The organism is Streptomyces lavendofoliae (assembly GCF_014649735.1).
Lineage (GTDB): Bacteria > Actinomycetota > Actinomycetes > Streptomycetales > Streptomycetaceae > Streptomyces > Streptomyces lavendofoliae.
The window spans coordinates 175764-197712 of sequence record NZ_BMTP01000014.1; the positions used below are offsets into that span (position 1 = coordinate 175764).

Sequence of the window (21949 nt, forward strand, 5' to 3'; positions counted from 1 at the left end):
GGGCCACAGGACTAGACAGCCAGCGGCTCCAGGTCCCGGTGCACCCGCCGCTCGTCCCGCGCCAGGCGGGTGAGCGCGTGATCGTCGCCCAGTTGCCGGGCCAGTTCGCCGACGGTCTCGGTCCGCAGCTGGGCCGCCTCGTCCTTGCGGCCCAGCGCGCCGAGGGTGACGGCCAGGTTGGAGGCGACGCCCAGCACCTCCGGGTGGTGGCCGCCCAGGACTTCGCGCAGCGCCCGCACGGTGCGCTGTTCGATCGCCAGGGCCTCCTCCAGCTCGCCCAGGTCGGCCTTGGCGTTGGCGAGGTTGACCGTGCAGAACAGGGCGTGCGGGTGCCGTTCCCCGAGGACCTCGCGCATGACCCTGAGCGCGGCCTGGAGCAGTTGCTCCGCGCTCTCCGGCGCCCCGCAGCCCCACTGGTAGATGCCCAGGTTGTTGAGGGCGGCCAGGGTGTAGGGGTGCCGCTCCCCGGGCACCTCCCGGTACTGGTCGACGACCTCCTGCGCCAGGTCGCGGGCCGCCACCGGTTCCCCGGCCGCGAACATGTCGGCGGCCAGGTTCAGGTCGCAGGCCAGCGAGTCGGGGTGGGCGTAGGTGTACTTGGCGCGGTACCGGTTGCGGGTGGCCGTGGTGAGCCGCCGCGCGTCCTCCGTCCTGCCCGCCCGGCGCAGCGACACGGCGAGGCTCTTGCCGGCGGCCAGGGTGCCGGGGAAGGCGCGGCCGAGGGTCTCCTTGTAGATGGCGTAGGTGCGCGAGAGGAGCGACACCGAGTCCTCGTACCGCCCGACCTCCCGCAGGTCGCGGGCGAGCGAGGCGGCGGAGGAGAGGGTGTACGGGTGCTCGGGGCCCAGCACCTCGGTGCGCCGGTCGAAGACCTCCTGGTCGATCTCGCGGGCCCGGGAGTAGTGGCCGACCATGCGGAGGTTGAGCGCCAGGTTGTTCGCGGCGGCCAGGGTGCGCGGGTGGGAGTCGTGGAAGATCTGGCTGAAGCCCTCGTGCGCCTCGGTCGCCAGCTCCATGGCCCTGCCGTACTGGCCGAGCGCGCCGAGGTCCATGGCGAGGCTGGAGGTGGTCATGTAGGTGTGCGGGTGGGAGCGGCCGAGGACGGCGCGCTGCCGCTCCAGGGTGACCTCGTCCAGTTCGCGCGCCTCCACGTACCGGCCCTGGGAGCGCAGGATGTTGGAGAGGTGGAAGCGCAGGTAGAGGTACTGGAGGTCGTCGTTGCCGAGCATCTCGCGCCAGGCGTCGCGCAGGTCCTCCGCGAGCGCGCCGGCGGTCTGCCAGTCACCGCGCTTCCAGAGGTAGCGGACGCGGTCGATGAGCAGCCGGCGGGTCTCGGGCTCCTTGCAGTACCGGGCCTCGGAGGTGCCCAGGTGCGGCCAGATGGTGGCGAACCGGGGCCAGGTCTCGGGGTTGTCGATGGGCTCGTCGTCGTCCGGCCGGGCTCCGGCGAGGATCCGGTGGACGGCGTGCCGGGCCTGGCGCTGCTCCTCCTCGGACAACTGGGCGCGGATGACGGCCTGCACCAGCCGGTGCACCTGGATCGAGTTGGACACCTGGTCGACCTTGGCCAGCGCGAACCGTCCGATCTCCCGGATCACCCGGCCGAGCACCAGCTTCTCCTGGAGGGAGGCGTCGTACGGCTTGAGGGCCTCGATCATCTCCTTGCTGTACAGGAGGTTGGCGTGGATGGGCTCGGGCGCGAAGAAGGCGCAGAGCTGGAGCAGCCGCACGGCCGCCGGTGAGCGCTCCTTGAGGCGTGCGATGGAGACGTTCCAGGTCGCGGCGACCGGCTCGGGGTAGCCGGCCGGCTGGTTGAGCGCCAGGGTCCGCGCGGCGGCCTCCTGGAGCTGTTCCAGGTAGGCGCCGACCGGGGTGGCGGTCTCCGCGATCCAGGCCGCCGCCTGCTCGACGGCGAGCGGCAGGTCGCCGACCGCCTCGGCGACCTGCTCGGCGTCCTCGGCGCTCAGCCCCTTGGCGCGGCGCTGGAGGTGCTCGACGGACTCCTCGCGCAGGAACACGTCGACCGGCAGCGCGTCGCCGTACTGCGACCAGGTCTGGTTCCGGGAGGTGACCAGGATGTGCCCGCCGGTCGGGAAGAAGCGCTTCAGCGCGTCGGGGTCGTCGGCGTTGTCGAAGACGAGCAGCCAGCGGTTGGTGGGCACGCCGCGCCGCAGCAGGTCGACGGCCTCCTGGGAGGCGGCGGCCATGTCGTCGCCGCCCTGCGCGCCCAGGCGGACGGCCAGCTCGGCGAGGCCGGCGATCACGTCGTCGGTCTGCTCGGCGGACATCCACCACACCAGGTCGTAGTCGGCCATGAAGCGGTGCACGTACTCCAGCGCGACCTGCGTCTTGCCGACGCCGCCGAGCCCGTACAGGGTCTGCGGCTGGGGCAGGACGACGGCCATCCCGCCGCCGAGCTGGTCGCGCATCCGCTCCAGGACGATGGACCGGCCGGTGAAGCCGGGGTTGCGGGGCGGCGCGTTCCAGATCTTGGGTACGGTCCCGGGGAACCGCGGCCCGGGCGGCACGCCCTCGTTGAGCGTGACCGGCCGGTCCAGGGCGCGCAGCAGCGCGGCCGTGGCGTGCACCTCGTCGAGCCGGAAGAGGTCGACGGGGTTGCGGTCGATGTACGGGGTGGTGAGCCGGACGTCCCCGACGCGCACCGGCAGCAGGTGGCGCCGGCCGCCGCCGGGGTCCTCGCCGGCGGCCCGCTCCCACACCTGCACCGCGCGCGCCGACTTGAGGTACGCGCTGGACAGCAGGACGACGGTGCGGGCGGCGTTCTCGACGGCGTGCAGCGCGTCGCCGCCGCTCGTCGCCGGGTCGGCGGAGACGTCGCGGGGGACGACGCGGAAGCCGGCCCGGGTGAGGACGGATTCGATCCAGTCGGCCCACATGCGGTTCTCGGCGACGTACGACAGGAACAGGTCGGCGGGCAGGGCGGGGCGGCGGCGGGTGAAGGCGTCGCGGATCCGCAGCCGTACCTCCTCGTTCACCGTCGGCATGGCGGTGACGTCCCCGTCGGTGACGACGGCGGTGAGCCGCTCGAAGGCGGCGAGGAGCGAGTTGGCGATCCCGGCGTCGTCGCCGAAGGTCGCGAGGGTCTCCTCGTAGGCGTAGTAGGGCCGGTACGGGATCTCCACGGCCCCCCAGTAGGAGGCGAGTTCCTCTCCGGTGAGTCCGCTGGGGAAGCCGTCGAACTTCAGCCGGGCCAGCGCCCGGCCGGCGTCGGCCTTCTCCTTCTCGCCCTCGTCGATCCGCATGGGCACGGGGAAGATCCTGATGCCCCGGCCGCCGTACCGCTCGTCGATCTGGCGGGCCACGGCGGCGGCGCCGTCCAGGGACTGGTCGCTCAGGGTGAAGCAGTCGACCAGCGCGTCGGGCAGGTGGACGGTACAGATGTCGGCGATGTCGCTGAGGCCGGTGCGGCTGTCGATGAGGACGTAGTCGTAGTTGGCCTTCATGTCGTCACGCAGCGCGTCGAAGAAGTGCCCGCCGCCGAGCCGGTCGTAGAAGTTGTCCCAGTCGAAGGTGGAGACGGTGGCGGAGTACTCGCGGTTCTGCTTGCCGGCGGAGACGAAGTCGAGGGTGCCGCCGCCCGGGAACTCCCAGCCGAGCGCCTCGGGCGTGAGGGAGACGGCGTGCGGCTGGATGCGGGCGTAGTCGCGGTGCCAGTCGTCGGGCCGCTGCACGGGGCTGGTGGCCGCCCAGGCGTATTCGGTGATCAGGTCGATGACGCCGGTTGTGGCGCCGAGGGTGGACGGGTCGAGGAAGGGGTGGAAGAAACGGTGCAGGCCGGGTGCTTCGAGGTCCCAGTCGACGGCCAGGACCCGCTTGCCGTTCGCGGCGAGAATCCAGGCCGTGTTGGCCAGGGCCATCGTCCGTCCCGTACCCCCCTTGTAGGAGTAGAAGGTGACGATGCGTCCGTCACGACTGGCTGTCATCCAGATCCTCCGCATCGGGCGCGTTCTCGTGCGTCTCGGAAAGGAAGTGCGTGGTGCCCGGTTCGCCCGCCATCGGACCGCGCAGCCGGGGCCGCTCGGTGTGGCGGCCGCCCGCGGGCGGGTAGACGGCGGCGTGCCGAAGGTACTGCTGCGCGGCCGCCTCCACCACCTGGGGCAGGATCCGGCCGAACGCCTCCATGCTCGGTACGCCCCTGGCGGCGGCGCGGCTCGCGGCGCGGCCCTGGCCCGTCTTGACGGGCATGGTCTCCTCCAGCGTCCGGTTGAGTTCGGCGTCCGCAGCCCTGGTCTCGGGGTCCGTCTGGTTGCGGGGGACGACGACGCTCACCCAGGGGCGGTGTTCCGCGTCGAAGGCGGCGAGCCGTTCGCGGCACTCCTCGTCCCTCAGGGCCCAGCGGTCGAGGAGGAGGATCTCGGGGCGGCTGGGGGGTTGCTTGGCGTCGGGCGGGCCGGAGTCGTGGTCGAAGGAGGAGACGGTGGCCTGGTAGTTGAGCGAGCGGACCAGGTCCTCGGTGACGTAGGCGAGCGGCCGGGCGGCGTCGGGGTGGTACGGGTTCCAGTCCTGCGGCATGTCGCCGTAGTACGCGGGGTCGCGGCCCGCGGGCAGGTCGTGGCGGGTGGGGGCGGCGACGGTGATGTGGAGGGGCCTCGGGCCGCGGCCGGGGGTGCCGAAGGCGCTGGGCACGGAGCGGTAGTCGACGGGCCGGCTGGGGCTGATGGCCGCGGTGTCGGCGACGGAGACGATGCGTTTGGCCAGTTCGTACACGGCCCGCTCGTATTCCTCGGTGAATATGCGGAGTTTGATCAGGCCGTAGAGCCCGTCGGTGACGTACCGGTCGCCGAAGTCGCGGTGGTTGAACTGCAACCGCTCCGCGGGGCCCGGCAGTTGTTCGGGCGGCATCGGGACCCACAGGGCGGGGACGATGGCGTCGGCGGGCTTGTTGTGTTTGGCGTGGTGGTAGATGGCCCGGGTGGCGAAGGCGTACCACTCCTTGCCGCACATCTCGCTGGCGAAGTAGCGGGGGGAGAACAGGGGGACGAAGACCCGGCAGGTGGCCAGGACTTCGCCCAGCCGTTCCGACCAGCCCTCTCCGGAGCGTATCTCCCGGTCCATGAAACCGGCGGGGGCTCCGGCGGGGAGATCGGTCATGGCCATCACATGGCCGCACAGATCGCGGAAGAGCCGTTCGACCCACATGTCGGGATCGGGGCCGCCGGGTCCGTACCTCGGCGTGTGCGCATAACTCAGGAAGAAGTACGGCCGATGGTCCGCCGCTCGCGCTTGCGGTGACGCCTGCACACGACCCCCGTCCTCTGTGATCACCCGCATCCGGGATGAGAAGGATACGAGCTGGTTAATCATTCCGGAGCAGGCTTTGCCGCACCCCCTCGACGTTCAGTCATTCACCGCCGCTTTTCGGTCATCCCCGCGACAGCAGGACGGAACGGTCCCTTGATCGGCACAGTTCCTTGCGCACCCCGGCGACCAGCAGTTTGCCGCTCACGGTCAGTTCGGCCGCGTTGTCGAGCAGGTCGAGCGCCTTTTCCACATGATCGGCGCGACCTTCCTCGTACACCGCGATTCCGGCCCGCTCGTACGCCTCCGCGAGCAGGGCGGAAACCGGCACCGGGTTTTCCCGCCAGGGCGCGGGGTGGGTCCACGCGCCGTCCAGCGCGTAGAGGTCCGTGACGTCGAGCAGTGCCCGGAGCTTGGCGCGCCGGAAACCGCGCACCAGGGCCCGCGCCAGCGCCCGGGCGTCACCCGCGAGCGGCAGGCCCAGCGCCCCGTACCCGTGCCGGCCCACGGCGGGTTCCGTCCCGGTGAGCGGCGTCAGGGTGGACAGGCTCGCGGCGGCCTCCCCCGCCAGTTCCGGGGCGGCGTCCCGCAGCAGCGCCCAGGCGCCGTCCAGCCGTCCGCTCCACTCCCCCGCCTCCCCGGGCGTGAGCCGTCCGGTGACGGGCACGCCGAAGCGGTCGCGGCCGGGGTCCAGGTCGTCGAGCGCCGTGCCGTGCGCCCCGCGCCGTACCGGCCGCCACCCGGCGGCCTCCTCACGGAGCCGCCGGACGCGCAGTTCGGCGCCCCCGGCCGCCCGCACCAGGAAGCCGTCGCCGGTCGCCCGCACCTCGGCGGTCCCGGACGCGTCGAGCGTGAGCGTCCCGAGGGTGGGCAGGTGCAGCGCGCCGCCCCGGTGGGGGACGCGGACCGGGACGTCGACCCGGCCACGCACCGCGGCGGCGGCCACGTACCGCGCCAGCATCCGCGCGGGGGCGGCGGCCCCGGGGCGGCCTTCGCGCAGGGCGTCCAGGCAGTCGAGGAGCCAGGTGCGGGCGTAGGGGTGGGCGAGCACCTCGTCGAGCCCGTCCGACCGCCCCTCGACCGCACCGGCCAGCTCCCAGACCTCGGCCCACCGCTCGCCGCCGCGCCCGTCGAGCTCGCTGTGGAGTTCGGCGAGCAGGACGCGGGTCAGCTCGTGCTGCTCGGCGACGAGGACGGCCGGGTCGGTCACCGCGGGCGCCGCGGTGGCGGCGGCGGTGCGGTCCTCGACGCCCCTGACGAGCGCCTCGAGGTCCGCGCAGTAGACGGAGGGGTTGTCGAACCCGTGGCCGGCCCGGTAGCGGTGGGTGTAGAGGCCGCCGCCGCAGGAGCGGACGACGGGGCACCGGCGACAGGTGTCCGCGACCCCGGCGAGGCCGAGCTGGCGGACCCGGACACCGGGGTGCGCGGCGACGTCGTCGAAGGAGTGCCGGTACACGTCGAAGCCGGTGGCGGCGGCGCCCTGGTAGGCGCTCTTCAGGGAGTCGACCTGTTCGAGGGTGCCGTCGGTCTCGACCACCACGAGGTCGGTGGGGGCGAGGCCCAGGGACTCGGTGAGGCTGGGGCCGCCGTTCAGGGTGGACAGCACGGACTCGAAGAGCCGGACGGGGACGGGCCTGCCCCGGTCGTTCCACCGGTCGAAGGCGGCGAGGATCCACGCCGCGTACGCGGTGGGCGAGCCGTCCGGCCGGGGCGGGGGCTCCTCCCAGGTGGCGTGCGGCAGCAGGAAGTCGATGCGCGGGGGCGCCAGCTCCAGGAGCGCGTCGTACACGGCGACGGGGTCGTTGGCCACGTCGATGGTGCAGAGCAGACCGAGGTCGAGGTGGCGGTAGCGCTCCTGGTGGAGCAGGTCGACGGCCTTGAGCACGAGCGGGTGGCTGCTGCGGCCGTCGGCGAAGCGGCGGTGGCGGTCGTTGGCCGCCTTGTCCCCGTCGAGGGAGATGCCCACCCGCACGCCGTACTCGTCGAAGAGGTCGAGGTAGCGGGGGCTCAGCTGGAGGCCGTTGGTGTGGATCCGCAGGTCGAGCGCGGTGACCGGGGCGAGGGCGGCGGTCAGTTCCTCGCAGACGCGCCTCAGCCGGGCGGGCCCCGCCAGCAGCGGCTCCCCTCCGTGCAGGATCACTGTCACGGAGGGCAGGGCATGTTTCTTGGCATGCTCGGCCAGTCGCAGAGCTGTCCGGGAAATGGCCTGGTCAGAGATTGCTTTGGGGCGGGTGCGCCAGCTCTGATCAGCGTGTTCGTAGATGTAACAGTGGTCGCATGCGAGATCGCACCTGCTGTGGACCTTCAGGACGATCTCGCGGAAGGGGACCAGGGGTCCGGTCATTCCGCCAGTTTAGAGCGCGGAGTTGAACGTCGGGACACGCTCGGTACGGTCGCTCACGGAAGGCAGGACCCGGCTGAGCTTCTTGGTGACGGCGGCACCACGCACGTCGATCTCGGCGAGAGGAACGCGATTCTTCTTCGCTACTGCGAAGGTGACTGAGGTGTGAAAGCTCACGACGGCCGTCCTCGGGAAGTGGGTCGGTTGGGGATAACCGCACCGTTGCAGTGTCGGCGGCACGACTTTACTCTCATGCCCACCTACAGCAAATCAGCGCAAGGGGTTGAAACAAAAGCGTTGCGCCAGTATTCCCCGACCGGCGCGGAACGAGACATTCCATCAAAAGAGTGAAGACAAAACCGCAGACGGGGGTGCGCATGACCGGGTTTCAGGGTCCGCTGCAAAGCATGGTCTTCCGCAACGCAGACCTGCCCGTGCTCTTCCACCGGGCCGACGAGATCGCCATCGCCCGGCAGCGGGACGCCGTGCAGGACACGCGCCTGCAGCTGTGGCTGCTGGTGCTGGGCGCCTGCCTCGCCGCGGTACCGGGCGGCTGGCGCGTCGGCGACACGTTTCAACTCGCGGGAGCACTAAGCGCGTTGGCGTACGCCGGCGTACTCCTGGCGACGTACCGCGCTTCCAGGCGCCGGGCGACATCGCATTGGCAACTGAACCGTTCCGCCGCCGAGTTCATCAAATCGATGTGCTGGCGGTACGCGGTCCACGGGGCGCCCTTCGACGCCGCCTTCCCCGACCCGGACGGGGAGTTCCTGTCCCGGCTGGAGGCGGGGCTCGCCGAGCTGCGGAAGGTGGGCTGGGTCGACCCCCGGGCCTCGGCACCGGCCGACGACCGGAGCGAGCTCATCACCCCGGCCATGCGGATGCTGCGCGACAAGCCCTTCCGGGTACGCAAGGAGACGTACGTCCGGGACCGGCTGATCGAGCAGCGGAACTGGTACCACAGGAAGACGGTGCTGTCGCGCCGGGCCACCGCGCTGTGGTCCGTCACCGTCTCGGTGTTCACCGCCCTCGCCCTCTTCCTGGGCGTGTTGCGGACCTTCTCGGTCGGCGACTCGGCCGTGCCGGCCGGGCTGCTGTCGGCCGCCGCGGCGGCGTGCGTGGCCTGGAGCGAGATCCGCCGCCACCAGCCGCTGATAGCGGCGCACTCCCTGGTGGAGGAGGACCTGGCGGCGATGCACACCGCCATGGAGACGGTGGTCGGCGAGGACCGGTGGGCGGCGGCGGTCTACGAGACCGAGCGGGTGGTCTCCCCGCAGCACACCGACTGGCTGGTGCAGCACCGGCGGTAGGCGCCGTCAGGACCGCTCGACGCCCGCGCGCCAGATGACCGTCACCGGTTTCCCGAGGCCGCGGGCGTAGCGGACGATGTCGCCGGTGCCGCCCGGACCGCGGGCGGGCCGGCCGTCCCAGACGGCGAGCAGCCGGTCGCAGTGGTCGGCGATGTAGGTACCGGCCGCGTAGTACGCCTCGTCGGTGGAGCGGGGGTAGTCCATCCGCACCTCGCGGGTGGCCCGCTTGCGCAGCCACAGGTAGCGGGCCAGCTCCTCGGGGTCGTCGAAGTCGTCCTCGTACTCCCCGCTGGGGATGACCGCGGTCAGCTCGGCGCCGCAGGCGAGGGCGATGTCCGCGAAGAGCTGGTCCGCCCCGGCGGCCAGGCTGGACAGTGCCTCCAGCCCGCCCTCGTGCCCGCGGGCCGCGGCGTGGAGGGCGGTGCGGAGGGCGGCGCGCACATGGGCGTGGAGCTCGCCGGGGATGTCCCTGTGACCGGTCACTCCGATGCGCCTCATCCGCCCCCGCTTCCCGAAGTCCCCTGTGGCCGCGCCGCCACATCCTCTCAAATGTGGGCGCTTCCGGGCAGGGCGTCGAGCCCCCGGCCGGGAATCCGGCCGGGGGCTCGTGGCGCCGGGCGGGTCGGTCAGTAGACGCTGACGCCGTAGGCGCTCAGGGCCTCGGTGACCGGCTGGAAGAAGGTCGTGCCGCCGGAGGAGCAGTTGCCGCTGCCACCGGAGGTGAGACCGATGGCGCGGGAGCCGGAGTACAGCGGCCCGCCGCTGTCGCCGGGCTCGGCGCACACGTTCGTGCGGATCATGCCGTAGACGATGTCGCCGCCGCCGTAGTTGACCGTGGCGTTCAGTCCGGTGACCGAGCCGCTGTGGGTGCCGGTGGTGGAGCCGCGGCGGGTGACGGACATGCCGACGGTGGCGTTGGCGGCGCTGGTGATGTCGACGTTGCCGACGGTGCCGGACTTGGTGACGGAGCTGTTGGTGTAGCGGACGATGCCGTAGTCGTTGTTCGGGAAGCTGGACCCGGAGGTCGAGCCGAGCACGGTGGTGCGGCCGGAGTTGGAGTACCAGGTGCCCGCGCCGTCGGTGCAGTGACCGGCGGTCAGGAAGTAGTACGCGCCCGCGCCGTCACGGACGTTGAAGCCGAGCGAGCAGCGCCAGCTGCTGGCGTAGATGGCGTCACCGCCGGATATCAGCTTGGTGAACTTCCCCGGGGTGCGCTCTATCTTGAGGGCGCCGGCGTTGGCTCCCGCCCGGCGCTTGATCTCCGCGATCTCGGCCCGGGACACGGTCGAGTCGGCGGTGACGACCAGCTTGTCGGTCGCCGGGTCGACGTGCCAGGCGGTACCCGGTACGTCCGCCTCCAGGACGGCCGAGCCGGCGGCGGACAGCTGGGCGGCGCTGAAGGCCGGTGACGTGTCGGCGTTCGCGGCGGGGACCGCGAGGGTGGCGGCGGCGGCGAGACCGGTGGCGACGGCGAGCAGACGGGATCGTCTGGCGGCGCCGCTGCGGGGGGTGGTGCGCTTGATCCTCACTTGTCGTTCCTCCCGAGGGGAATCGGGGGCCCACCGTGGGGGACGGGCCCGTGAGGCGCAGTCAGTTTTTCAGGGCTCGGTTCACCTCCGGGGCGCTGAAGCGTGCTTCGACGGTCGATCGTGCTCGGATCGCTCGTTCCTCGCGACCCTCCGCGCGTTCTTCCTTTCGACGCCCGCGCGCCCCTTCGGCTCACTCGCCCCAGGCGTGGCCGTGTTCGGTTTTCGGACACGACGTGCTCCTGACAAGCGCTGCTCCGGGAGTATTCGTGCGGCCGGCCGAGCCCCGCAAGGGCATGTTTCGGCCGTGCGTCCCAGGGCGCGGCGAAACCCGGCGGGGCGGTGCCACCGCGCCGGTGTCCACCGGTGGGACGAGGCGGCCGTCCGCAGGGTTCCCCTCCCCCGCCGGGACCGCGCGCCGGGGTGGGTGCCGGGCCGCGGGACCGGACGGCCGACGTGCGCGCTCATGGCGTCGCGGTGGTGACGCCCGGGCGGGGCCGGCGCTGACCGTACGTCCGGGCGGGGGCGGCCGGCCCGGACGGGCGGCGGGCGCGGTGAGGGCTCCCGCCGCTGGTCGCGCCGGTGGGGGCCGGGTCCGGCGCGTCGTCGCCGGCGACCCGTGCCGGGGGCGGGCCCGGTGTCCGGCGCGCGGCGGACGGGCCGCCCCGGCGGCGGGGCCGCGCCCGGGCGCGGCGGTGTTCCGGGGTGGGGCGCCGGGTCGCCGCCGGGCGGTGCGCCGGCGGTCCGGCGCCTGCCGTACGGCGTGGTGCCGGGGGTCGTGACGGCGCGCCGCTGCGGCGGCCGGGGCCGAAGTCGCGTGCCGCCCCCGGTCCTTCCCGGCGCCGGACCGGGAGACCCCGGCGCGGCCGGCTGCCGGGGGACGTCGCCGGTCAGGAGCCTGTGACCGGTGGAGGAGCGGCCGGCGGCGGAGGCGCGGAGCACCCGGCCGCCCTCGTCGCGTCACCTTCCGGGAACGGCCGGAAGTCGCCCCTTCGGGTGATCGGCCGGCCCGGGGCCGGGCGGCGGGCGACCGCGCGGCCCACCTCACGGGCCGTCAGCAGCCGTCGCAGGGGCAGCAGCAGTCGCAGCCGCCGGGGTTGCAGTCGCAGTCGCGGCAGCAGCCCTCGCGCTTCTTGCGGGACCAGGGGCCCTCGTACTCCTTGGCGCAGCACATCTGGCAGGTGCAGAAGAGCCAGGTGAAGGCCGCGCAGCCGGCCAGGAGCCCGCGGGGCCTGGGCCGGGACGGCTCGCCGCCGGGCCCGCCGGACCCGGGCGGCATCCCGCCGCCGGAGCCCCCGCCGAACCCGCCGGAGCCCCCGCCGTACCCGCCGGGGTGACCGCCGCCGTACCCGGCGCCGGGGTGGCCGGGGGTCTGCGGGGCTCCCGGCCCGCCGCCGTACGGGTTCTGGCCGCCGTACGGGTTCGGTGTCACGTACGGGCCCTGGCCGCCGCCCTGCCGGGGGGCGCCGGCGCCGTACCCCTGGTGCGAACAGGCCGCCGTGCCGAACGCCCGGTCCACCGACCGGCGCAGCTCGTGGGCGAGCAGCACGTGCAGCAGCGTGTCGTCCACGAATTCCGCGTCGCGCAGGGCGAGGCGCACCCCGTGCAGCGCGTCGTCCGCGAGCCGGCGGGCCTCCGCGAGGGACGTACCGGTCGCGGTGAGCGGGTTCCAGGCACCCGAGGCGGCGTCGGCCTCCCGGTCCTCCACGGCGTCCAGCAGGTGCGCCAGCCGCCCGAAGAGCCGGCCCGCCTCCGCGAGCGGCGCCACGTTCCGCGGCTTGCCGGCCAGCACGGCGGTGTGCGCGAAGGCGGCGGCGGTGGCCGTCTCGGTCGGCTCGGTCACCGTCAGCAGGGGTGTGCCCACGCCGGCCAGCGCCTCGATGCCGCCCTGCCGGTCCACCGCGTCGACCAGGACCGCGGTGTCGAAGCCCAGCTCGCGCCCGGCCCTGGCGCCCGCCCGGTCCCAGCCGACGGCCACCCGGCGCGCCGCCGCGGCCATCGGACGGCGTGCCAGCAGTCCGTCCCGGTCGGCGACATGGTCCCGTACCTTGGCCGAGGCCAGCACCAGCGAGACGGCCGCCGCGAGCCGCGCGCCCTCTCCCCTGGCGACGGGCGCCGTCCGCATGGCGCGCAGCGGGCAGGGACCGGCCGTGCGCCGCGCACCGGGGTCCGGATCGGTCTGAGCCTCCGTCAGGACGGAGACGATGAGGCCGTCGTAGTTGGTGGCGATCCGGGCGAACTGCCCGTGGTCGGCCCGAAGTGCCAGGCAGAGCCCGCACAGATGGGCCATCCACTCCGTCTTGAGCCCGTCGCTCAGCCGGTGCGTGCACGGCCTGACGATTCCGAACATGGTGCTCCCCCGTGAGTTGTGCGTGGTACGCGGGCGGGCATCGTACCGGCCCGTGTCGTTCACCCGTACGTCCGCACGCTCACCCGTACGGCCCGAATGTCATATTTGAGTTGCGCAGGCCCCTTCTCAGGGCCCTTACACCCGTGGAACCTTGACGAATCGCCACATCCTCTGCACCAGTACCGTCACGAATCGCTCGCGCGGTGACTGTCCACTTGGCGCGCGATCCGCATGATGGACGACGATAGGGATAGCGGAACCACAAGTGACCGCGTGAAAGGAGGCGTCCATGGGATCGGTGCGCAAGGCGAGTGCATGGCTCGGTCTCGTCGAGGACAACGACGAGCGCTACTACGACGACGAGTACGCCGAGGGTGACCGCGCCGGCGATTCCTGGGTGACCGACCCGCGGGTCCGCGTGGTCTCCGAGACCGCCCAGGAGGAGGGCCGCCGGATCGCCACGGTGTCCCCCGACGGGTTCCGGGACGCCCGCAGCATCGGCGAGCTCTTCCGGGACGGCGTCCCGGTCATCATGAACCTCACGTCCATGGAGCCCGCCGACGCCAAGCGCGTGGTCGACTTCGCGGCCGGTCTGACCTTCGGGCTGCGCGGCTCGATCGAGCGCGTGGCGACCCGGGTCTTCCTGCTGACGCCCGCGGACACGCAGATCGTCAACGGGGAGCCCGGGCCCCACACCCAGGACGGCTTCTTCAACCAGAGCTAGCGGGCGGGGCGGCTCACCGGAGCACGCGCCGGCGCGCGCGCTAGCCGGCCGTTCGCCACGACGGTCACCGGAACGCGTCGAGGCCGGTGAGCGCCTTGCCCAGGACGAGCTGGTGCATCTCCACGGTGCCCTCGTAGGTGAGCACCGACTCCAGGTTGGTGGCGTGCCGCATGACGGGGTACTCCAGCGAGATCCCGTTGGCGCCGAGGATGGTCCGCGAGGTGCGGCAGATCTCGATGGCCTCCCGGACGTTGTTGAGCTTGCCGAAGCTGACCTGCTCGGGGCGGAGCCTCCCGGCGTCGAGCCGCCGCCCGAGGTGGTGGGCGAGCAGGATCCCCTTGTGCAGCTCCAGCGCCATGTCGGCGAGCTTGGCCTGGGTGAGCTGGAAGCCGCCGATGGGCCTGCCGAACTGCTCGCGCGTCCTCGCGTACTCCAGCGCCGCCTCGAACGAGGAGCGCGCGGCGCCCATGGCGCCCCACACGATGCCGTAGCGGGCGTGGCTCAGGCAGCTGAGCGGGCCCTTGAGGCCGGTGACGCCGGGGAGCACGGCGTCCGCCGGCAGCCGTACGTCGTCCAGCACGAGTTCGCTGGTGACGCTGGCGCGCAGGGACCACTTGTGGGTGATCTCCGGCGCCGAGAAGCCGGGGGTGTCCGTCGGGACGGCGAAGCCCCGGATGCCGTCGTCGCTCTGTGCCCAGACGACGGCGACCCCGGCCACCGAGCCGTTGGTGATCCACATCTTGCGGCCGTTGAGGACCCAGTCGCCGCCGTCCTTCTTGGCGTACGTCCGCATGCCCGCCGGGTCGGAGCCGTGGTCGGGCTCGGTCAGGCCGAAGCAGCCGATGGTCTCGCCCGCCGCCATGGACGGCAGCCAGCGCCGCTTCTGCTCCTCGGAGCCGAACCGGTGGATCGCGTACATGGCGAGGGAGCCCTGGACGGAGACCAGGGAGCGGATGCCGGAGTCGGCGGCCTCCAGCTCCAGGCAGGCCAGCCCGTACTGGACGGCCGTGGCGCCCGCGCAGCCGTAGCCCTCCAGCGACATGCCCAGCGCGCCGAGCGCGCCCAGCTCGCGGGCCAGCTCGCGGATGCCGGGCAGCTCGCCCTTCTCGTACCACTCCGCGATGTGCGGCAGCACCCGGTCGGCCGCCCAGGTGCGGACGGTGTCGCGGATGGCGAGGTCCTCGGGGCCGAGCAGGTCGTCGATGCCGAGGGGGTCGCCGGCGTCGAACGGCGGAAGCTTCGCGGGTGCGGACATGGCGGGACCTCCGGGCGGCACGGGGCGGCACTAAAACTAGCGGTGTTAGTCACGCTGCGCCGCCGACGTTACGACGACGAGGGTCGCGCGTCCAGACCCGGTGGCGGGCGCCACACCGGCAGTGTGCCCTACGCCCCGCGCCCGGCCGCACGCCCCGACCTCGCGGGTTCGGCCGGTTCGCGCCGCGCGGGCACTCGGGCCGGCGGCGCGGTGTCCGGGCCCGCCCCGGCCTGGGGGCCGGGCCAGGTGTCCGTACCGCCCAGCCGGGCGTCGGCGTCCGGCCGGCAGTCCATCACCCTCGGCAGCCGCAGCGCCATCAGCGCGCCGAGCAGCAGCAGCCCCGCGCTGACGGCGAGTGTGACGTGCAGGCCGTGCACGAACGCGTGCCGCGCGGCCGTGCGCAGGGCCTCGCCCGCCGGGCCGCCGAGCCGGGCCGCCACCTGGTAGGCCTCGCCCAGCGAGTTGGCGGCGGCCGCTCCCGCCGGTGCGGGGACGCCCGGCACGTGCGCCAGGCCGGGCGCGTACGCGGCGTTCATGACGCTGCCGAGCAGCGCGATGCCCATGCCGGCGCCGAGCTGGTACGAGGTCTCGCCGATCGCGGCGGCCCCGCCCGCGCTGTGCGCCGGTGCCTCGCTGAGCATCGACTCGTACGCCCCGAACAGCGTGGTCTGGAGTCCGAAGCCGAGGAGCACGAAGCCGGCGGTGAGCAGCAGCGGCCGGTCGTGCTGTCCCATGAGGACGAGCAGCAGGACGGCGGCGGCGGTGAGGACGAAGCCCCAGCCCACCATCCGGCGCGGCCCCACGCGCCGCAGCGTGTACGAGCCGGTGGCGCCGGCGGCCATGGCGGCGAAGGTGAGCGGCAGCAGCCGCAGTCCGGTCTCCAGCGGGGTAAGCGCCAGGACGAGCTGGAGGTACTGGACGGCGATGAGTTCCAGGCCCACCAGCGCGAGCATGGCGAGCACGATGCAGCCGACGGAGGTGGTGAAGGCCGCGCGGGCGAACATCCGCATGTCGACGAGCGGGTGCGCGCGGCGCTTCTGCCGCCGGACGAAGAGGACCAGCAGGGCGGCGCCGAGCAGCAGCGGTGCCGCCGTCTCCGGGCTCATCACCGGGCCGCCGGCGCCGGCCCGCTTGACGCCGAGGACCACGCCCAGCACGCCGGCCGCCGCCATGAGGGCGCCCAGCACGTCCCACGGGCCGTCGCCGCTGCCCCGGGACTCCGGGAGCAGCCAGCGGCCGAGGGGCAGGATGAGCGCCATCAGCGGGATGTTTATGAGGAAGACCGAGCCCCACCAGAAGTGCTCGACCAGGAAACCGCCGAGGACCGGTCCGGTCGCGGCGCCGACCGCCGCGACGGCCGTCCAGACACCGATCGCGGTGGCCCGTTCGCGCCGGTCGGGGAAGACGGCGCGGAGGATCGACAGGGTGGCGGGCATGATCATGGCGCCGCCGACGCCGAGCAGCGCGCGGGCGGCGATCAGTACGGCGGGGGTGTCGGCGAAGGCCGCGACCGCGGAGGCCGCGCCGAACAGGCCGTAGCCCGCCAGCAGGACCCGGCGACGCCCGACCCGGTCGCCCAGCGTGCCGAAGAGGATCAGCAGCGAGGCGCAGACCAGGGGGTAGGCGTCGACGATCCACAGCAGCGCCGTGGAACTGGGGCGCAGGTCCTCGGTGACCGCGGGGACGGCGACGTGGAGGACGGTGGCGTCGAGCGCGACCAGCAGCAGGCTGACGCAGAGGACGAGCAGGACGACCCAGCGGTTGGCACCGCCACCGGTGGCACGCAGCCGTGCTCCGGCCGTGGTCGTCACGGACATGTACCTACCTCCCACTGACCACAGACGATTCCCTCGCGCTCGGTGGGCACCGGCCGGAGGGGGACGACCTCCCGGGGGCCCGGCATCGACGGGCGAGTGAGCCGTCAGCGTACGCGAGTCCGGGCCGGCGGCGCGTGGCCCACCTCTCACGGGGCAGGCGCTCAGGGTGTGGCGTACACCACTGCGGCCGGCCCGCCGCCGGACCGCGCCACGCCGCGTACCGGTGGGCGGCCGCCCGCCGCCCGCAGGGAGGAATTCCGGCCCCCGGCCGAATCCGGCCCTTTCCGGCGGTGGGCAAACACCCTTCCTCCCGAGGCCCCTCGTCAATAGGGCCCCCGGCACCCAGGGTTTATGGATAAGCACGGAATAAACATCCCGCTGAGACGCACTCCACATCACATCGTCATCACGAAGGGAGCGGATCGGCGTGGGCCGACACTCACTCCCTGTAACGTCGATTGGGTGCGTACCGACATCTTTGCCCGTCTGGACCGGGAGCCGGAACCGCCGAAGATTGAGATCCCGCGGATGAGCCGCACCCGTCTCGCCCTCTTCGGCGGGACGTCGGCGTTCTACCTCGCCATCGTGGTGGCCGTGCTCGTCTCGTCGTGGCTGGTGACCCTCGACTGGAAGGTCATGCTCTTCCGGCCGTATCAGCAGTGGCCGGAGCTGCACGCGACGCTGGACTACTTCGTGGTGCTCGGCCAGCGCGGCCCCACGGCCGTGATGGTGGCCGCCTGGCTCGGCTGGCGCTCCTGGCGGCAGCACACGCTCCGGCCGCTGCTGGCGCTCGGCGCGGCGCTGCTCGCGCTGAACGTCACGGTCGGCGCGGTCAAGCTCGGCCTGGGACGGCTCGGACCCCACTACGCGACGCGGATCGGCTCGGCCGAGATGTTCGCGGGCGGCGATATATTCCCTTCCGGTCACACGGCCAACGCGGTGGTGACCTGGGGCATTCTGGCGTACCTCGCCACCACCCCCCGGGCCAGGCGCTACCTGTCGGCCCTGTCCGCCGTGGTGGCGCTGGGCGTGGGCCTGACCACCGTCTACCTCGGTACGCACTGGCTGAGCGACGTGCTGCTCGGCTGGGCCGCCGGCCTGCTGATCCTGCTCGGACTGCCCTGGTGCGAGCCGTTGATCGCCCGCGCGGAGGCGATGGTCTTCGCGGTGCGCGAGAAGCTGCGGGCGAGCCGCCGCCGGGTGCCGTCGCTGCCCGTCGCGGCGGGCGGGCCCCGGCCCGTCATGTACCCGCAGCGGCCGGTCGGCGCGGACGACGAGCCGGTGCGCGAGTCGGTCTCCCCGGCGGGCGGTGTCGGCCGCCCCTCGGGCAGGACCACGCTCACCCAGCCGCGCCCGCACGCCGTGGTGCGTTCGGAGCGGACCCCGGTCACCCCCGCGGGCAGCCGCCGGCCGCCGCGGTCCCGGCCCGTCACGGGCGGCTGAGAGGACGGCACGGTCGCGCGACGCGCGGCGCGGTCGCACGACGCGGAGAGAAGGGCCCCGGCTGACGCAGCCGGGGCCCTTCCTCGCCGTGGACGCGCCCGGGAGGTGTACGGGTCAGCCGACCCAGCAACGGGTGACGGTGGAGTCGTCGACCTCGAAGTTGATCCGGCCCGCCACGAACTCCAGGGTGATGATCGAGCCGGGCGGCAGCGACCGCACCGTGGTCCAGCCGCGGGAGCGGGCGCGTCGTTCCGCCGCGGTTTCGTCGAGGCCGACATACGACTCGGTGCTGTCGTCGGGCTGTGCGGGAGAGCTCGGAATCGGTGCCATGCCCTCACCGTAGGGCGCGGCGGACAGTGACGGAAGCCGCCCGGGGCACATCGCCCCACCATCCTCACGTACCTCTGCGGTCACGCTTGTGTCACAGGATCACGACATGTGTTCAGTAAGGCCCTCTTCACTTCCGGAGGGCTCCCGCAGCCCTCCCCGGGGTCTTACCGGGGGAATTCCCCGGGGCCGCGAACGCGTTCGCCGTGCGCCGCCACCGCGAATTGCCGGGGTCCGGGAAAAGCGCTTCGGCATATCGTCACGATAATCCCCGCGACGGGGTGCCTTCACGAGGTCGCCGCAGAATTCCCCCAGTACGCCGACATGTCACCCGTCGACCGCCACCTCACCGCCGGCGGACCGCGCGGACCGGTCCAGCGCCCGCGAGAGACGGTCGCGGACCACCCTGACGTGGTCGTCGAGCGCGCGCGGCTCGACCACCTCGAACTCCAGCCCCATGAGCGCCACGTGGATCACCAGGACGTCGAGGCTCGCCGCGCCGGTGCGCAGCAGGCACGTCGACTCCCCCTCCGCCTCCAGGACGCCGTCCATCGGGCCGACGACGCGCGCCGCCTCGGCGGCCGGGACGTGCAGCCGGACGACCGCCTGCGCCGCGTACGCCCTCCTGCCCACGCCCTCGGAGACGTAGGCCGCCAGGTCCTCGGCCGGCGGTGTACGGGCCGGGAAACGCGGCCCGTGCGGCGGCTTGGGCACGATCCGGTCCGCCCGGAACGTCCGCCAGTCGTCACGGTCCACGTCCCAGGCGACCAGGTACCAGCGGCGCTCGGTGCACACCAGGCGGTGCGGCTCGACCGTCCGGCGGGTGGCCGAGCCGCCGTGGTCGCGGTACTCGAAGCGCAGCCGCTCACCGTCCCGGCAGGCCGCCGCGAGCTCGGTGAGCACCGATGGGTCCACCGAGGACTCCGGCGCGCGCAGCAGCGGGACCGTGAAGGTGGTCAGCGCGCTGATCCGGCGCCGCAGCCGGTCGGGCAACACCTGCTCCAGCTTGGCCAGCGCGCCCACCGAGGTCTCGCCCACGCCCTCGATCCCGCTGCCCGCCGCGGTGCGCAGCCCGACGGCCACCGCGACCGCCTCGTCGTCGTCCAGGAGCAGCGGCGGCAGCGCGGCGCCCGCGCCGAGCTGATAGCCGCCGCCCGTGCCGGGGCTGGCGTGGACGGGATAGCCGAGCTCGCGCAGCCGGTCGACGTCACGCCGTACGGTGCGGGGCGTGACGCCCAGCCGCTGCGCGAGGTCGGCGCCGGACCAGTCGCGGTGCGCCTGGAGCAGGGACAGCAGGCGCAGCAGTCGTGCCGAGGTCTCCAACATGGGGCGAGTCTGCCACCGCTCGCGGACAGGTACGGTCCTCGACGACCCGTTCGGTCAGGGAGTGAGCCGTACGCAGAGGTCGTTGTCGGCCGTGTAGCAGGGCGCCGCCCCGTACCCCTCGCCCCGGTGCGCCGGGTAGACGAACACGTTCTTCCGGTCCCAGACGTCGTCCAGGACCCGCGCGACCCGTACCGGCTCCGCGCCGGCGTCCGGCCGCAGCCACAGCTCCCACAGCTGCTCGGAGGTGACCGGCGGCTCGGCGAGCAGGTCGTACGGGACGGTGAAGGCGAAGGCACCGCCCTCCCCACCGGCCGGCACCCGGTGCACCGTTCCGCCCAGTCGCGCCTCGGCCACCGCGCCTGCCGCGCACCGCGCCCCGTACAGCGTCCCCTCGACCGTGCAGACGCCCTCGCCGAGGACGATGTCGCCCGCCTCGGCGTGCGGTCGGCGCACCCAGCTGCGCACGGCGAGCCGGCCGTCCGCCGTCGGGTAGGGGACGCGTGCGCGGACTCCGTCCCGCTCGTCCGGGACCCGGTCGACGAGCGCCCGGAGATCGCGGACGCCCGGCTCGACCGCCCGGTCGCCGAGGTACGCGTCCCAGCGGCCCTCGGCGAGCTGCACCGTGCCGGGCAGCACCGCCCGCAGGTGCCCCGCCCCCGCCGGGGTGAGGGGCAGCCGGGCCTCGTCCGGGGCTCCGCCGGGAACCGGACCGGGGCCCGGACCGCCGGAGGGGGCCGGACCAGCGGAACCACCGCGCCGGCGCAGCACCAGGACCGGCTCCGCCGCGTCGACGACCGCTATGTCGAAGGTGATGCCCCCGGCGGAGTCCGCGACGCAGTCGGCGCGCGGCGGCGTGCCGGGCGCGGGGGCCGGGTCGGTGGCGTCACTCATGCGGACTTCCCCTTCCGGAGCAGGTCGGCGGCCTTGTAGCGCGCGGAGTAGGCGGCGTCCAGGGCCACCCCGCGGGTGCGGTGCAGCGCGTCACGGACCCGGCCCCGGGAGCGGCCGCCCCCGCCGCGGGCGACGAGCTCGGCGAACAGCGCCTCGTGGCGTTCGGCGATCCGCACCGGGTCGAAGCGCTGCGACGCGGCGAGCGCTGCCTGCCCGGTCCGGCGCCTGAGGTCGTCGTCCTGGATGAGGGCCAGCAGCGCGTCGGCGAACGCGTCCACGTCGCCGACCGGTACCAGCCGCCCGTCGACGCCGTCCTCGATGATCTCGCGGGGCCCGTGCGGGCAGTCGGTGGAGACCACCGGCAGACCGCAGCGCATGGCCTCGACGATGGTCATGCCGAAGGACTCCAGGCGGGAGGTCACGGCGGCGATCGAGCCCTTGACCCACTCGGGTTCCAGCGGGTTGGCCGTGCCCATCAGGAAGACGTGGTTGTGCAGCCCGCGCGCCTCGATGAGGGCGAGCAGCGCGTTGCGCTCGTTGCCGGTGGCGTCGCCGGAGCCGTAGATGCGCAGCCGCCAGTCGGGGCGGGCCGCCACCACCTTCGCGAACGCCTCGACGAGCAGGTCGTAGCGCTTGACGCGGGTGAGCCGGCCGGCCGCGACGACCCACTTGGCGGTGGAGTCGGCGGGCTCGACGACCGGTGCGGGGACGCTGTTGGGCACGGAGTCGACGCGTACGCCGGGCAGCTTCAGCTTGGTGCGGTACGAGCGGGCGTCGGCCTCGGTGACGGTGGTGATGGCGTCGAGCAGGGCGTAGCGGTGGCCGATCTCCCGGCGCAGCCGGTAGCCGTGACTGTCCAGCGTCAGGTGTTCCTGGGCGACGCGGACGGGCCCGCGGCGGGCCTGGCGGGCGATGTGGACGTTGAGGCCGGGGCGGGTGCCGACGACGACATCCGCCTGAAGGGTCTTCAGGTGGGCGGCGATCCGGTCGTCGGTGAGGCGGCTGTACTGCTTCCAGCGGCCGTCGCCGCGTGGGAAGACCCTGGCGGGCTTCTTGTAGTCGGGGTGCGCGCCGTCGTAGGTGGGGCTGTTCTTGCGCAGGTCGACCAGGTGCTTCATGGTCACGCCGGCGGGGGCGCCGAGGGTCGGTTCCTCGCGGTGGCGGAAGACGGAGACGATCTCGACGTCGTGCCGCTCGGCCAGCGTCCGGGCGAGGTTGAACGTCGTGCGGATCGTGCCGCCGATGCCGTAGGCGTTGTGCAGCAGGAAAGAGATATGCATCGCGTCGCCGCGTCCCCCTGGTCCGGACGTGCCCGGTGGTCCCGTCCGATGGTTCGGTCTCGGTCTCTGGTCGGTCTGATCTGTGTGGTCGGTCCGGTCC

16 protein-coding genes are annotated in these 21949 nt (G+C 73.4%); 3 read left to right on the forward strand and 13 right to left on the reverse strand.

Going from position 1 to position 21949, the window contains the following annotated elements:
• Positions 1–11: 11 nt before the first annotated feature.
• The 4 genes from fxsT to fxsA form a co-directional block, all read right to left on the reverse strand.
• Positions 12–3944 carry an FxSxx-COOH system tetratricopeptide repeat protein gene (gene fxsT / locus IE109_RS25165; RefSeq protein WP_189553606.1) on the reverse strand — a complete coding sequence of 1311 codons (3933 nt, stop codon included), beginning with the start codon at positions 3942–3944 and terminating at the stop codon, positions 12–14.
• On the reverse strand, positions 3928–5292 hold the full coding sequence (locus tag IE109_RS25170; RefSeq protein WP_189553607.1) for a TIR-like protein FxsC: 1365 nt from the start codon (positions 5290–5292) through the stop codon (positions 3928–3930). The genes fxsT and IE109_RS25170 overlap by 17 nt, the downstream gene beginning before the upstream one ends.
• A gap of 91 nt (positions 5293–5383) precedes the next feature.
• Positions 5384–7603, reverse strand: a complete 2220-nt coding sequence (fxsBH, locus tag IE109_RS25175) for a radical SAM/SPASM protein FxsBH, inactivated beta-hydroxylase extension form (RefSeq protein ID WP_189553608.1) — start codon at positions 7601–7603, stop codon at positions 5384–5386.
• A gap of 9 nt (positions 7604–7612) precedes the next feature.
• Positions 7613–7777, reverse strand: a complete 165-nt coding sequence (fxsA, locus tag IE109_RS25180) for an FxSxx-COOH cyclophane-containing RiPP peptide (RefSeq protein WP_189553609.1) — start codon at positions 7775–7777, stop codon at positions 7613–7615.
• 230 nt (positions 7778–8007) lie between these two features.
• On the opposite strand from fxsA, the gene IE109_RS25185 reads away from it, so the two are divergent.
• Positions 8008–8910, forward strand: a complete 903-nt coding sequence (locus IE109_RS25185; RefSeq protein WP_189553610.1) for a DUF4231 domain-containing protein — start codon at positions 8008–8010, stop codon at positions 8908–8910.
• Between the two features lie 6 nt (positions 8911–8916).
• On the opposite strand, the gene IE109_RS25190 is transcribed toward IE109_RS25185, so the two are convergent.
• From IE109_RS25190 to IE109_RS25200, 3 genes are all read right to left on the reverse strand, one after another.
• Positions 8917–9408 carry a hypothetical protein gene (locus IE109_RS25190; protein WP_189553611.1) on the reverse strand — a complete coding sequence of 164 codons (492 nt, stop codon included), beginning with the start codon at positions 9406–9408 and terminating at the stop codon, positions 8917–8919.
• Positions 9409–9536: 128 nt separating this feature from the next.
• A complete protein-coding gene (locus tag IE109_RS25195) occupies positions 9537–10439 on the reverse strand; it encodes a S1 family peptidase (protein WP_189553612.1) in 903 nt (300 codons plus the stop codon).
• A 1051-nt stretch (positions 10440–11490) separates the two neighbouring features.
• Positions 11491–12786 carry a DUF5685 family protein gene (locus IE109_RS25200; RefSeq protein ID WP_189553613.1) on the reverse strand — a complete coding sequence of 432 codons (1296 nt, stop codon included), beginning with the start codon at positions 12784–12786 and terminating at the stop codon, positions 11491–11493.
• Between the two features lie 289 nt (positions 12787–13075).
• Between IE109_RS25200 and IE109_RS25205 the strand changes: the two genes are divergently transcribed.
• Complete coding sequence (locus IE109_RS25205) at positions 13076–13510, forward strand: cell division protein SepF (RefSeq protein ID WP_189553614.1); 435 nt, start codon at positions 13076–13078, stop codon at positions 13508–13510.
• A 64-nt stretch (positions 13511–13574) separates the two neighbouring features.
• Here IE109_RS25205 and IE109_RS25210 read toward each other — a convergent pair whose 3' ends face one another.
• Positions 13575–14765, reverse strand: a complete 1191-nt coding sequence (locus IE109_RS25210; RefSeq protein WP_189553615.1) for an acyl-CoA dehydrogenase family protein — start codon at positions 14763–14765, stop codon at positions 13575–13577.
• 128 nt (positions 14766–14893) lie between these two features.
• Complete coding sequence (locus tag IE109_RS25215; protein ID WP_189553616.1) at positions 14894–16582, reverse strand: MFS transporter; 1689 nt, start codon at positions 16580–16582, stop codon at positions 14894–14896.
• A 462-nt stretch (positions 16583–17044) separates the two neighbouring features.
• On the opposite strand from IE109_RS25215, the gene IE109_RS25220 reads away from it, so the two are divergent.
• Positions 17045–18025 carry a phosphatase PAP2 family protein gene (locus IE109_RS25220; protein WP_189553617.1) on the forward strand — a complete coding sequence of 327 codons (981 nt, stop codon included), beginning with the start codon at positions 17045–17047 and terminating at the stop codon, positions 18023–18025.
• A gap of 114 nt (positions 18026–18139) precedes the next feature.
• Here IE109_RS25220 and IE109_RS25225 read toward each other — a convergent pair whose 3' ends face one another.
• From IE109_RS25225 to IE109_RS25240, 4 genes are all read right to left on the reverse strand, one after another.
• Positions 18140–18355, reverse strand: coding sequence for an I78 family peptidase inhibitor (locus IE109_RS25225; protein WP_189553618.1), 216 nt, complete (start codon positions 18353–18355; stop codon positions 18140–18142).
• 324 nt (positions 18356–18679) lie between these two features.
• Positions 18680–19678 carry a helix-turn-helix transcriptional regulator gene (locus tag IE109_RS25230; RefSeq protein ID WP_189553619.1) on the reverse strand — a complete coding sequence of 333 codons (999 nt, stop codon included), beginning with the start codon at positions 19676–19678 and terminating at the stop codon, positions 18680–18682.
• 54 nt (positions 19679–19732) lie between these two features.
• Positions 19733–20569: a hypothetical protein gene (locus IE109_RS25235; protein ID WP_189553620.1), complete on the reverse strand. Its 837-nt coding sequence runs from the start codon at positions 20567–20569 to the stop codon at positions 19733–19735.
• A complete protein-coding gene (locus IE109_RS25240; protein WP_189553621.1) occupies positions 20566–21849 on the reverse strand; it encodes a glycosyltransferase family 4 protein in 1284 nt (427 codons plus the stop codon). The genes IE109_RS25235 and IE109_RS25240 overlap by 4 nt, the downstream gene beginning before the upstream one ends.
• Positions 21850–21949: the final 100 nt, after the last annotated feature.

What these genes read in the sequence shown, in the direction of transcription:
- IE109_RS25225 (WP_189553618.1), bottom strand. Translation starts at nt 18,355, where the DNA reads ATGGCACCGATTCCGAGCTCTCCCGCACAGCCCGACGACAGCACCGAG.
- IE109_RS25235 (WP_189553620.1), bottom strand. Translation starts at nt 20,569, where the DNA reads ATGAGTGACGCCACCGACCCGGCCCCCGCGCCCGGCACGCCGCCGCGC.
- IE109_RS25230 (WP_189553619.1), bottom strand. Translation starts at nt 19,678, where the DNA reads ATGTTGGAGACCTCGGCACGACTGCTGCGCCTGCTGTCCCTGCTCCAG.
- IE109_RS25200 (WP_189553613.1), bottom strand. Translation starts at nt 12,786, where the DNA reads ATGTTCGGAATCGTCAGGCCGTGCACGCACCGGCTGAGCGACGGGCTC.
- IE109_RS25240 (WP_189553621.1), bottom strand. Translation starts at nt 21,849, where the DNA reads ATGCATATCTCTTTCCTGCTGCACAACGCCTACGGCATCGGCGGCACG.
- IE109_RS25210 (WP_189553615.1), bottom strand. Translation starts at nt 14,765, where the DNA reads ATGTCCGCACCCGCGAAGCTTCCGCCGTTCGACGCCGGCGACCCCCTC.
- IE109_RS25215 (WP_189553616.1), bottom strand. Translation starts at nt 16,582, where the DNA reads ATGTCCGTGACGACCACGGCCGGAGCACGGCTGCGTGCCACCGGTGGC.
- IE109_RS25185 (WP_189553610.1), top strand. Translation starts at nt 8,008, where the DNA reads ATGGTCTTCCGCAACGCAGACCTGCCCGTGCTCTTCCACCGGGCCGAC.
- IE109_RS25205 (WP_189553614.1), top strand. Translation starts at nt 13,076, where the DNA reads ATGGGATCGGTGCGCAAGGCGAGTGCATGGCTCGGTCTCGTCGAGGAC.
- fxsT (WP_189553606.1), bottom strand. Translation starts at nt 3,944, where the DNA reads ATGACAGCCAGTCGTGACGGACGCATCGTCACCTTCTACTCCTACAAG.
- IE109_RS25170 (WP_189553607.1), bottom strand. Translation starts at nt 5,292, where the DNA reads ATGCGGGTGATCACAGAGGACGGGGGTCGTGTGCAGGCGTCACCGCAA.
- IE109_RS25190 (WP_189553611.1), bottom strand. Translation starts at nt 9,408, where the DNA reads ATGAGGCGCATCGGAGTGACCGGTCACAGGGACATCCCCGGCGAGCTC.
- fxsBH (WP_189553608.1), bottom strand. Translation starts at nt 7,603, where the DNA reads ATGACCGGACCCCTGGTCCCCTTCCGCGAGATCGTCCTGAAGGTCCAC.